Here is an 11,762-nt window from a genome sequence, read left to right on the forward strand (position 1 = left end):
GCTATCGGCAGTTAAGCAGGTTGACAGAGGTATTCCAAGCACGGGAAGGCAAGATCCCAGGGCTGGAGTTGGTCTTGCGAATTTTCAGGCAGCTTTTTCGGCAAATTCGCATTCCCTTTGAAGGGGAGCCTTTGCGGGGGCTGCAGGTGATGGGAGTGTTGGAATCTCGTAATTTGGATTTCAAGCGGGTGATCATTTGCCATATGAATGAAGGCAATTTCCCTCCTTCGGGGGCGTTGAGTTCCATGATTCCTTATAATCTTCGTTCTGCTTTTGGACTACCGGTTCAAGAGCAAAACGATGCGGTATATTCCTATACCTTCTACCGCCTTTTTCATCGGGCGGAAGAAATACACCTTATTTATACCACTTCAGGGAGCGAAGGTAAGCCCGGTGAAAAGAGCCGCTACTTGCTCCAGTTGACGGAGGAGTTGGAGGCATTGCCCGTTACAAAGCAAGAGGAGGTCGTATTCGTTCCAGTGGATGTTCGGAAGGCAACAGAAATAGCCATTCCAAAAAATGCCGCTATTAGGGATCTGCTGGACCGGTACGTCTTTTCCCCAAAACGGGAAAGCCCTGTGGCATTTTCACCCTCTGCTCTGAGTAGTTGGCTGGATTGTCGTTTGAAGTTTTATTTTAAGTATATCGCCGAAATGGCCGAGCCGGAGGAAGTAAAAGAAGAGGTGGATGCGGCGGTTTTTGGGAATCTGGTGCATGGCGCACTCGAAAACCTTTACCTGGGCTTTATAGCGAGAAAGAAGCGTAAGACACTGGAGAAGGCTGATTTTCCGGGATTAAAGCCCTTTGTGGGACCTGCGATCGAGCAGGCCGTCCGAAAGCAGTATTTTTTGGATGAAACCCAGCCCATCAAGTTTGAAGGACAAATGGCGATCGTACGAGATGTACTGCATAAGTACATCATCCAAGTGTTGAAATGGGACGAGCTATCCGCTCCCTTTCAGATTATCTCGTTGGAGGCAGGTAGGAAATACCGGGCTCAGATGGAAATCGAAGTGGATGGAGTTACTAGCCAAGTGGCTTTGGGGGGGATTATAGACCGGGTAGATCTGCACGAGGAGGTGATTCGCTTGATGGACTACAAATCGGGGAAGGATGAAAAGCAGTTCCCATCCATAGCAAGCCTGTTTGACCGATCTGATAAAAAGCGAAATAAGGCGGCGATGCAGACGTTATTTTATGGATTTCTATTCCGACAAAATTTCCCGGATAACCAAAGGCCACTCAAGCCGGCTATCCTAAACCTGAGGGAGATCTTCAAAGAGGATTTCAATCCTTATTTGGTCCATGTGGAGGCTCGTGGCAAGCGGCAGGAAGTACAAGACTACGAGGATTACCGAGAGGAATTCGAGCAGGGTTTGAAGGGAGTTATCGAGGAAATCTTCGATCCGAGGATACCCTTTGATCAGACCGATGACCTGCAAAAATGTGCCTACTGCCCCTATAACAAGCTTTGTGGTCGATAGAAATGGCCGGAGGAGAGGTGCGAGTCTGTCTTTTTTATGGGCTTTATCCAATTATTATTTTTATCTTCATGGCGCTAATTGGTAATTATGAGGCCTGAGATCAAATGTACCCTACAGTATGGGATCTTGGCAGGGGTTTTCTTTTTGCTCCCGGCCTTATTTTATACACCTATTAATTTGTATTTCGATTTACCTGAAGGATTGCTGGCTATTGCGATGGCAGGTTTAATTACTGTTTTTGTAGTTTTCCACGCCTATTTCACCTCCAAGCGGTATAGGGTCTTAGAGGAACAGCTCAGCAAGCAGTACAGGATGATTTTTGAGAAACTTCCCAATTCCGTTTGGATTTTGTCTACGGACAATGGGGAGATTCTGCTTGCCAACGAGATGGCTACGCGGTACTACGGAGGACTTGGTGTGGACGAGGCCACAGGAGGCAATTTCTGTTTGCTATTTCAGGATCCCGGTCAGGTTAGGCTCAAGGGGGTCACCCGGCCGCTTACCGTTCGCAATTTGGTGATGGTAGATCGCTTTTATGAACCTAGGCAAGTAGACTTGTTTATGATGCCAATTGAGTATGAAAACAGGCCCTGTACGTTGGCCTTGGTGGTAGATCATTCCAATGTGCACCGTTCGCTGGAAGAAAATGTGCAGCTCAACAACTCCCTGATAGCGCAAAATGAGCGGTTGAAAAATTTTTCGTTTCTACACTCACATCACATACGCAGTCACTTGGCAAATATCCTTGGGATTATCCATCTGATGGGAGATCAGCAGTCGCCTTCGGGCGATGTGTTGCAAATGCTAAAGAAGTCCGCAAAAAATTTGGACAAAGAAGTCAAGAAAGTAAACAGAATTCTAATGGAAAACAGTGGAGTCAGTAGGTTTTCAGAAAAAAGTGACAATCCAGCGAAGGTCATAATATTTGTGGACGACGACAAGGTTCAGCATATGATCAATAAGCGGGTACTGATGAGGATCAACCCCCATTTGGATCTTGTGTTTTTTGAAGACCCTTACGAGGCATTAAGCTGGCTGGAGCGAAATGTGGCCGATATTTTGTTATTGGATATCAATATGCCTATGATGGAGGGCTGGGACTTTCTAAACCTTATGAAGGAGCGTGGAATTAATATGGAAGTAAAAATGTTAACTTCCTCGCTGGACCCACGTGATATTGAAAAAAGCCAACACTTTGAAATGGTAAGTGGGTTTCTGGTCAAGCCACTGCGAAAAGAAGTAATTGATGAGTTTTTATAGTTCTTCTTTTTGATTTTACGTTAATACATAAAGAAAATTAAAACCGGTAATGTCTAAAGAAAAAGCTAACGAAAAATTATTTCTTGGCAAGAGACTAAATAAATTCTTTGTGGGCATGGCGAGTGCCTTCGATTTTGTGAAGAGGTTTTTTGTAGAAGTATGGCTTCCCCCTTACGAGTTTAAGGAGTTTATCCGCCAATGCTACCAAATCGGTTACAATTCCCTTCCCTTGATATCACTTACTGGGTTTATTGTTGGAATTGTCTTTACCAACCAATCCCGCCCTTCTCTGTCAGAGTTCGGAGCCACCTCTTGGTTGCCAGCACTGATTTCCATCGCCGTGGTGCGGGCTATGGGCCCTTTGGTAACCGCACTGATTGCCGCAGGAAAGGTAGGTTCCAGCATTGGTGCCGAGATAGGTTCCATGAAAGTGACCGAGCAAATCGATGCAATGGAGGTTTCTGCCACCAACCCGTTCAAATTTTTGGTGGTCAGCCGGGTATTAGCCAGCACCTTCATGATCCCGATACTAGTGATGTACACGGATTTTGTGGCGTTGATAGGTTCTTTTATCAATGTGAACCAAAATGAGTTGGTAAGTTTAAGTACCTTCTTCGTACAGGTGTTTGACGCATTATCGTTTTTGGATATCACATCTTCCATACTCAAGTCGTTGGTGTTTGGGTTTACCATCGGGATAGTGGGTTGCTACAAGGGGTATAATTCAACCAAGGGAACAGAGGGCGTGGGAAAGGCGGCCAATGCGGCGGTAGTGATGGCCATGTTTTTGATCTTTATCGAAGAACTACTGGCATTGCAGATTACCAACTTCTTTAGACAACTATAGGCCATGCGGGAAAAGGTAATTGAAATAGCAAACTTAAAGAAATCCTTCGGCGATCTTCATGTACTGAGGGGTGTGGATTTAGAGCTATATAAAAGTGAGAATCTGGTGGTCTTGGGGAAATCCGGCAGTGGAAAATCCGTCTTGATCAAGATCATGGTGGGGTTGCTTTACCAGGATGAGGGGAGTTGTAGGGTATTGGGTCAGGAGGTGGAGAATCTTTCCCCCAAGGACTTAAACAAGCTTCGTCTAAAAATCGGTTTCTCCTTTCAAAACAGTGCGCTGTACGACAGTATGACCGTGCGGGAAAACTTGGAGTTTCCCTTGATCAGAAACGTGAAAAACCTTACCAAAGCCGAAAAAGATCAGCGGGTGGAGGATGTGCTGGATGGCGTAGGACTATTATCCACGATCAATCAGATGCCTTCGGAACTGTCCGGTGGTCAACGGAAGCGGATCGGTATCGCAAGAACCTTGATTTTGAATCCTGAAATTATGCTCTACGACGAGCCAACCGCAGGATTGGATCCGATCACCTGCGTGGAAATCAACAACCTGATCAACGAAGTAAACGACCGATACCATACGTCTTCCATCATCATTACACACGACCTGACTTGCGCAAAAATGACGGGGGATCGAGTGGTAATTCTGTTGGACGGCGTTTTCAGTGCTCAAGGGACTTTCGAGGAGGTTTTTAAGACCGAAGATCCTCGCATTAAATCATTTTATGACTATAACTTTATTCAGTGATGAAGGACGATAATAAGAAAACCGTAACGGTGGGGATTTTTGTGCTGATAGGTATCATCATCTTGGTGGTAGGTGTGATGACGCTGGGTGCACAGCAAAAGGCTTTTGTCAAAAGTTACCGCGTTTTTGCGGTTTTTGACGATATAGCAGGTCTTCAGACAGGAAATAATGTGTGGTTTTCCGGTGTGAAAATCGGGACCGTAAAGAAGATCAATTTTTACGGAGACTCACAAGTTGAGATTGAGATGAACCTGGAATCCAATACCAGGGATTTTATCCGCAAAAACTCAAAGGCAACCATCAGCTCGGATGGTTTAATTGGAAACAAGATAATCGTCATTTATGGAGGGACCAATGAAGCCCCTATAATCGACCCAGGAGATAGGCTGGAAGCGGTGATGCCACTAGACACGGATAAGATGATGGAAACCCTTCAGGAGAACAACAACAATTTGGTTTCTATAACCAATGACCTGAAGGTATTGACTGGGAAAATAGCCGCAGGAGACGGGATCGTTGGGGCACTTTTGACAGATTCAACGCTGGCATTGGGTTTTCGGCAGTTGCTGGAGGACTTGGACAGATCGGCACAGAATAGCCGGGTGATGACGGGGGAACTGGCAAACTTTTCCCGAAAACTAAACCAAAAAGGAACCCCAATAGATCAGTTTTTGTCAGACACGATATTGGTCAAATCGTTACAATCTTCTACTACAGGGTTGGAACAGACGATACAGCAGGCGAATGCCGCAGCAGAGAATTTGAAAGTAGCTACAGACAAGCTTAATGCAAGTGACAACGCTGCCGGTATGTTGCTTTCCGACGTGGAGTTTGCCGAATACCTGAAGGGTACCATGCAAAACTTGGATTCGGGTACAGAGTCTTTTAACGAGACCTTGGAAGCACTGCGTTATCATTGGTTTTTCCGGCGCTCCTTCCGTAAGAGTGAGAGAGCCAAAGAGGAGGCGCAAGATCAGTAAATAAAGAGCGGATTTTTTTCCGCTTTTTTTATTTTTAGTGATCTGGAATCTATTTTTAGTTTGGTTTTTGCTGGAATTAAGCGTATACTAAAGGAATCAAACCCATGGGTTTTGGGTTACTATTACTGTACCTTTTTTTTAATTCACATAAACCATTTTCACTATGTCGCACGACCCTTTCCATATCAAACGAACATTAGAATCATCCACCGGCACATTGACCTATTGGAGTCTTGCAGAGTTGCAGAAGCAGGGGTATGCAGTCGAAAAATTACCTTTTTCGATCCGAATCCTGTTAGAGAATGCGTGTAGAAATTTTGACGATTTTGGGATAACAACGGAAAATCTGGAAACCTTGCTGCATTGGACGCCAAAACCATCGGATAAGGACATTCCCTTCAAGCCGGCACGGGTGCTGATGCAGGATTTTACGGGCGTGCCTGCGGTGGTAGACATCGCCTCGCTTCGGGCAGAGGCCGTGCGCAAGGGAAAGGATCCCAATCAAATCAACCCGCTGATTCCTGTAGATTTGGTGGTGGATCATTCGGTACAGGTCGATTTTTTCGGGACCAATTATGCTTACAAGAAAAATGTAGATGTAGAATACGAACGTAACGGCGAGCGCTACGAGTTTTTGAAATGGGCGCAGAAATCCTTTGATAACTTTTCCGTGGTGCCCCCGGGCATGGGGATCTGTCATCAGGTAAACTTGGAGTACCTGGCCCAGGGTGTCATCGCCCTGGACGGAATGGTATTCCCGGATACCCTTGTGGGAACAGATTCACACACGCCGATGGTGAATGGGATCGGCGTGGTGGGCTGGGGTGTGGGCGGCATTGAGGCTGAGGCAGCTATCTTGGGTCAGCCTATTTACTTCATCATGCCGGAGGTAGTTGGACTGAGGTTGTCTGGTCAACTTCCGTTGGGTACCACCGCGACGGATATGGTGCTGACAATCACCAAGCTGCTCCGCGACCATGGGGTCGTTGGTAAATTTGTGGAGGTTTTTGGCCCTGGATTGGATAGTCTATCTGTGCCAGACCGGGCCACCATCTCCAATATGTCCCCCGAGTTTGGCTGTACCGTGACCTATTTTCCGATCGACGATCGCACACTGGACTACATGGAGAAAACCAACCGACCTTCCAATCAGGTTAAGCTGGTAGAGTCTTATGCAAAGGCGAACCTCCTTTGGCGTGAAAACGAAGACGAGATCACCTACTCAAGTGTCGTAGAATTGGATCTTTCTACTGTGGAACCAACGGTCTCCGGGCCAAAGAGGCCTCAGGACAAGATCCTGCTTAGAAACTTCAAAAAGAAATTTGGGGAGCTGCTGCACGAAGTGCACGGGCGTGCGTACATACCGATCGATCAACGGGACGAAAGCCGCTGGTATGCAGAAGGTGGAGGAGGGCAGCCCATGAGTTCTGGAGAAGGGGCCGGCTCCGAGGAAATCGAGATTGAAACCAAGATTAAAGACGGTCTGAAAACGGTGGTGGTGAAGCATCAAAACGAAAAGTTTGCGCTGCACGACGGGTCAGTGGTGATAGCCGCCATTACTTCCTGTACGAACACCTCTAATCCGAGTGTGATGGTAGGTGCTGGGTTGATGGCTAAAAAAGCAAGGCAGCGGGGGCTCGATGTAAAGCCCTGGGTAAAGACCTCATTGGCACCGGGTTCTAAAGTGGTGACAGACTACCTGGAAAATGCCGGTCTGCTGGATGATCTGGAGGCGCTGCGCTTTCATGTGGTGGGGTATGGTTGTACATCCTGTATTGGTAATTCCGGACCGCTGCCCAAGCACATTGCCCAAGCAGTGGAGGAAAATGACCTCGTCGTCGCGTCGGTGCTTTCCGGCAACAGGAATTTTGAAGCTCGGGTGCACCCGCAGGTAAAGATGAACTACCTGATGTCACCCATGCTGGTGGTTGCCTATGCGCTTGCTGGCCGGGTAGACGTAGATTTAAATGAGGAGCCCCTCGGTTACGATCCCAACTTGGAACCGGTATATCTCAAGGATATTTGGCCCACCCAGGAAGAGATTATGGGCGTAATTAACTCGGTATTGTCTCCAATGGACTTTGAGAAAAATTACGGGGAGATTTTTGCGGGAAACGAGCAGTGGCAGGCGTTGACTGCACCCGCGGATGAGGTGTATCAGTGGTCCGAAGAGTCCACGTATATCAAGGAAGCCCCCTTTTTTCAGGGCATCACCGAAGAGGTACTGGAGCCTAAGGATATTTTAGATGCACAGGTTTTGTTGAAGGTAGGTGACTCTATCACCACAGATCATATTTCTCCGGCTGGATCATTTAAGGCTGATTCAGCGGCAGGAAGGTACCTGACAGAACGTGGAGTTCCTGTAGACCAATTTAATTCATATGGTTCCCGTCGGGGCAATGACGAGGTGATGGTCCGGGGTACCTTTGCCAACGTGCGCATTAAGAACCAACTTGCCCAGCGGGAAGGTGGCTACACGATTCATCTTCCAAGTGGGGAGGAAATGTCGGTTTTTGATGCGTCTTTGAAGTATCAAAAAGACCACACGCCTCTTCTTGTATTGGCGGGGAAGGAGTACGGCAGTGGAAGCTCCCGCGATTGGGCGGCCAAGGGAACCAGTTTGTTGGGGATAAAGGCGGTGTTGGCAGAAAGCTATGAGCGCATACACCGTAGTAATCTGGTAGGTATGGGCGTGTTGCCATTGCAGTATGCGGCTGGGCAAAATGCAGATTCCTTGGGTCTTACGGGTAAAGAGGTGTACTCCATAGAGGGCATTTCTGACGGATTGACCCCGCTTAAAACGTTGAAGGTGTCTGCTACGAGGAGTGACGGTTCGAAGGTAGCCTTCGAGGCCATCGCTAGGCTGGATTCAGCTATAGAGATTGCCTATTACAAGAATGGAGGGATACTCCATTACGTGTTGAGACAGTTCTTGGCGAGGTGATTTCGAAGTTATCCATCCGTTTGTTTCCAATTACGGGATTATGGATGGGGCACACGGTTCTTTTTCCGTAAGGTTCGAAACGGGTGACATCATTTTCGGGATTGGCAAGATTAACTCAAATTCGCTAAATCGGATGTTGTTCCGATGCCACCAAAAATTGGCTAAAAACCAAAAAACTCCTACTCTTCTGAAACGCTTGGTTTTCATTAAGAGTAGGAGCCATTTAAGTGGAGCTGGCGAGATTCGAACTCGCGTCCAGATAGGGAAACACCGTACCTTCTACATGCTTAGTCACCTGTTGGGTTTTCGTCTATTGTTTGCTGGGTGACACACCGGACAATAGCTTAGCCACTGATCTTAGTCCCACTTAGTAGCCTCGCGGGAAGCAGCCCTGTCAAGTCGACACCCCAACTCCACCCGGACAGCGCAACGGACGGTGGGATGTGGCCGGGGAGCATCTCTCGAAACTCAACCCTTTAAGCGTATCTAAATCCCCGAAGGGTAAGATTAGGCAGCCATGGCGTAATTAGATTCGCCAATTATGGTTCGTATGAATGATTCAAGGCCGTACATACTCCAGCCTGCATGCGAGCCCGATCCTTACACCTACTGTCAAAACCGGTCAGCCCCATTTGAACAAGGTAGACAAAAGTAAAGCAAATTAAGTTCCTGATGAACCAAAAACGTGATTGTCTGCTACCTTTTTTTTAAGGCTCCTCGATCTATATACTTAATTGTCAGATTTTTATCCTACTCGGCCTCAAGCCTACATTTTTCTAGGGTTTCCACAAACAGCTCCTTAGGTTGAGCACCTGAAATGGCATATTGCCTATTGAACACAAAGAAAGGAACCCCGCGAACACCCAACTCTTGGGATTCGCGGATGTCGTTGTGAATGGACTCGGTAAAGGCTTGTTCCGAGAGGCAGGCCGCGGCGTTTTCGTTGGGAATGCCCACCTCCTCTGCTAGCCGGATTAGCGTGACATGATCGGCGATGTTGGCCCCTTCGGTAAAGTAGGCCCGAAACAGCCGCTCTTCCATTTCGTTGCCCAGATTGTGCCTTTTAGCCAGTTGGATGATGCGGTGTGCATCCATGGCATTGGCCACCTTGGTATCCTCCATTCGGTAGTCAAGTCCTTCCGCAGCAGCAATTCCGGCTACCTGTTCGGTCATTTGGATAACCTGTTCCATGGACCATCCTTTGATCTCGGCGAGGTAGTCCAGACTGTTTTTTGAAGGGTCAGTTTTCATCTCTGGGTTCAGCAAAAAGCTTTTCCAGGTTATTTCTACCTCGTTCTGCAAGCCTACATCCTTCAATGCGGACTCAAGGCGCCGCTTTCCAATATAACAGAATGGACACATCACGTCCGACCAGATTTCAATCTGCATAGGTTTTTGGTTGATTTGAGAAAGTAAGATGATTATTTTTTGATGCGAAAAACATCGCTTCTCAGCACGGTATGATCCCCGGTAAATTGAACGTTCGGATTGTTTTCGGCCGTCACGATGATCTGCGTAGGTTTTTCCGGTACGGTACCTAAAAAGCTTGCTTTTCCCGTGTTTGCGAGCATACCGCGACGGTTTTTCAACTCACCGATATTCCGCACACCTTGGGTTTCGGTGTTGACCCATACCACGTAGTTTCGTTTGGGCGGGGAAAGGCGCTCTGGAAGGGCCAGATTGTTTACGTCCAGTTTGACTCGGTATGCCCCTTCTTTGGTTTTCTTAATGTCGGCTTTGGGTTCTGCCGCGGGGACCACAGCGGAAACCGGGAAGTAGATTTTCGGACCGCAACTGCTTGCTAGAAAGCCTACAGCCACGGCTAACAGACAGGAGAAAGTCAGCTGTCGAAAAAGAGAAGTTTGGTTCATCATTGCATTCATTTAGGTAAAAATCTTTGAAGTATTATCATAAGGAATGGATCGAAAGTCTATTCCATACTGGACGTATAACACAAATATGAGTAGATAAGTTTTGGGTAGTTTGCCTTGGTGCGTAAATTGCCATGGTGAAAACCTTCCCAAAATGACCCAGCTGAAATGCGCTATTTCCATACCTTCCCACTTGTATTTTTTCTTATGATCGCCTGTGACAATCCTACCGGCTTTTGGCCAGAGCGTCAGTTGACGCATGCCGAACAAAACCATGAACTAGACCATAATGAGAATTTCTCTCCCGACGACGCGTGGATTGTATACGATACCCGACCTGATCCGGCAGGAATACAGCAAAACGCGAAGATAGAGAAAGTCCATGTGCAGACTGGAGAAACGCAAGCCCTTTACACGGTCACCAATCCGGGTCCCTATGGTCCGGGAGTAGGCGCGGTCAGCTATCACCCCTTCTTAAACCAAGTAGTATTTATTCACGGTCCAGATAGTGCCGATCAGGATAGGCCGTACGCAGGCCACTGGCGCACCGGGCTGATCATCGACGAAAGCCGGCCAGGAGAGCGGATATGGATGGACTCCAGAGATGTTGTGCCTCCTTATACCCCAGGTGCACTGCGCGGAGGTACCCACCGGCATCAATGGAGCGTAGATGGGGAGTGGATTGGGTTTACCTATAACGACGCCGTGATGGTGGCTTTGGAAAGGGCATCAGGCAAAAAGTGTGACCTGCGAACCGTAGGGGTATCCAAGCGGTTGGGGCCGCCTGTTACTGTTCGATCGGATTCGACGGGAAAACAGATCCAAGGAGCGTGGTTTTCGGTATTGCTCGTTCCGGTAGTGCCAAACCCCAAACCGGGTACGGATGAAATCAGCAAGGCCTACGAAGATTGGTGGGTGGGCACTTCGGGATATCGCAAGCCAAATGGCACCCTGCAGCGGGCAAGGGCTTTTATGGGGGATTTGATCACCCAAGAGGGCGAGCACATTACAGAGGTGTTTATCGTAGATGTCCCGGACAGTATTCACCTTGCGGGGGAATTGGGCCCTTTGGAAGGGACAGAAACACAATTGCCGGCGCCTCCAAGGGGTGCGGTGGTAAGAAGGCTAACGCGGACAGAGGGGCGAAGGTATCCGGGTATATCTACGGAGCCCCGCCATTGGCTTAGCTCCTCGGCAGATGGTGGTTTTATCAGTTACTTAGCCAAAGACGACGATGGTGTGGTTCAGGTTTTTTTGGTTTCACCGTTGGGTGATGAGCCCGTGCAGGCTACCAACCACAAGACGTCCGTTCAGAGTATGGTGCGGTGGCATCCCCGAGAAAGGGTGTTTTCTTACGTGTGTGACAACAGCTTATTCTTGGCAAGTATATCGCTAGATGGCAATGTGTCGGAGCCGGTGCGTATCACGGAGCGATCGGAAGAAGCTCCCTTTGCGCATTGTTGGTCCCGCAATGGGGAGCATATTGCATTTAACCGGTACGTGCCATCGGGGCAGGGTTCGTTTATTCAAGTGTTTTTGGTTGCGCAACCTCATTAATTGTTTTTTGTGCAAGGTGCACATGGGGAAAGCAGAGCCGATTTAAAGATTTTTTTACTGGAGAAGTTG

The 11,762-nt window shown here is 47.9% G+C and carries 9 protein-coding genes and 1 other RNA gene; 7 read left to right on the forward strand and 3 right to left on the reverse strand.

Going from position 1 to position 11,762, the window contains the following annotated elements; all coding sequences use genetic code 11:
* The 6 genes from JJU34_RS11550 to acnA form a co-directional block, all read left to right on the forward strand.
* The coding region (locus JJU34_RS11550; protein WP_228692527.1) for a PD-(D/E)XK nuclease family protein at positions 1-1,484 on the forward strand (1,484 nt) is incomplete at its 5' end.
* 87 nt (positions 1,485-1,571) lie between these two features.
* Positions 1,572-2,744, forward strand: a complete 1,173-nt coding sequence (locus tag JJU34_RS11555) for a response regulator (protein WP_228692528.1) — start codon at positions 1,572-1,574, stop codon at positions 2,742-2,744.
* Positions 2,745-2,793: 49 nt separating this feature from the next.
* Positions 2,794-3,591 carry an ABC transporter permease gene (locus tag JJU34_RS11560; RefSeq protein ID WP_228692529.1) on the forward strand — a complete coding sequence of 266 codons (798 nt, stop codon included), beginning with the start codon at positions 2,794-2,796 and terminating at the stop codon, positions 3,589-3,591.
* A 3-nt stretch (positions 3,592-3,594) separates the two neighbouring features.
* Positions 3,595-4,341 (forward strand): ATP-binding cassette domain-containing protein, encoded by a 747-nt coding sequence (locus tag JJU34_RS11565; RefSeq protein WP_228692530.1) that lies wholly within the window; start codon positions 3,595-3,597, stop codon positions 4,339-4,341.
* Positions 4,341-5,321 (forward strand): MlaD family protein, encoded by a 981-nt coding sequence (locus JJU34_RS11570; protein WP_228692531.1) that lies wholly within the window; start codon positions 4,341-4,343, stop codon positions 5,319-5,321. The genes JJU34_RS11565 and JJU34_RS11570 overlap by 1 nt, the downstream gene beginning before the upstream one ends.
* Before the next feature lie 163 nt (positions 5,322-5,484).
* Positions 5,485-8,265, forward strand: coding sequence for an aconitate hydratase AcnA (gene acnA, locus JJU34_RS11575; protein WP_228692532.1), 2,781 nt, complete (start codon positions 5,485-5,487; stop codon positions 8,263-8,265).
* A 225-nt stretch (positions 8,266-8,490) separates the two neighbouring features.
* Here the strand turns inward: acnA and ssrA are convergent.
* The 3 genes from ssrA to JJU34_RS11590 form a co-directional block, all read right to left on the reverse strand.
* Positions 8,491-8,895, reverse strand: a transfer-messenger RNA (tmRNA) gene (gene ssrA / locus JJU34_RS11580).
* Positions 8,896-9,015: 120 nt separating this feature from the next.
* The gene (locus JJU34_RS11585; RefSeq protein WP_228692533.1) at positions 9,016-9,654 is read right to left on the reverse strand and encodes a DsbA family oxidoreductase; all 639 of its coding nucleotides are present in this window, start codon (positions 9,652-9,654) and stop codon (positions 9,016-9,018) included.
* 32 nt (positions 9,655-9,686) lie between these two features.
* Entirely contained in the window at positions 9,687-10,139 is a 453-nt protein-coding gene (locus JJU34_RS11590) for a hypothetical protein (RefSeq protein WP_228692534.1), read from the reverse strand.
* A gap of 165 nt (positions 10,140-10,304) precedes the next feature.
* Between JJU34_RS11590 and JJU34_RS11595 the strand changes: the two genes are divergently transcribed.
* Positions 10,305-11,693 carry a DUF3748 domain-containing protein gene (locus JJU34_RS11595; RefSeq protein ID WP_228692535.1) on the forward strand — a complete coding sequence of 463 codons (1,389 nt, stop codon included), beginning with the start codon at positions 10,305-10,307 and terminating at the stop codon, positions 11,691-11,693.
* Positions 11,694-11,762 lie beyond the last annotated feature (69 nt).

Origin of the sequence: Lunatimonas sp. (genome assembly GCF_020832325.1) — a bacterium.
In the GTDB taxonomy this organism is placed as follows: Bacteria; Bacteroidota; Bacteroidia; order Cytophagales; family Cyclobacteriaceae; genus Lunatimonas.